This window comes from Pseudomonas sp. PME37.24/006, from assembly GCF_055556635.1.
Genome location: NZ_JBVHNL010000254.1, coordinates 1 through 246, shown reverse-complemented (window position 1 = coordinate 246; position 246 = coordinate 1). Strand labels below are relative to the sequence as shown.

General features: G+C 67.1%; 1 protein-coding gene. It reads left to right on the top strand.

The window, feature by feature from the left end:
- On the top strand, positions 1-246 hold a 246-nt coding region (locus tag ACZ3GY_RS24625), incomplete at both ends, for a DUF3577 domain-containing protein (RefSeq protein ID WP_465912427.1).

Genomic DNA, 246 nt, shown 5'->3' with positions numbered 1-246 from the left:
GAACGACATGAAGATCGATCCGTACATCCGCACCAAGGGTGAGCGCGCCGGGGAGCCGGGAGCGAGCCTGGAATCGACGCTGATCCACATCGGTCTGATCAAGATCGACGGCACGCAGGTCTATCCGACGAACCAGGCGCAGGCCGAGGACGCACCCGCGCCCGAAGCCGAGGACGCCGCCGACACCGCTGCCGACCAGCCTGTCAAGCCCGCCGAGCGCGAGCCCGCAGGTGAAGTCGAAGAGCA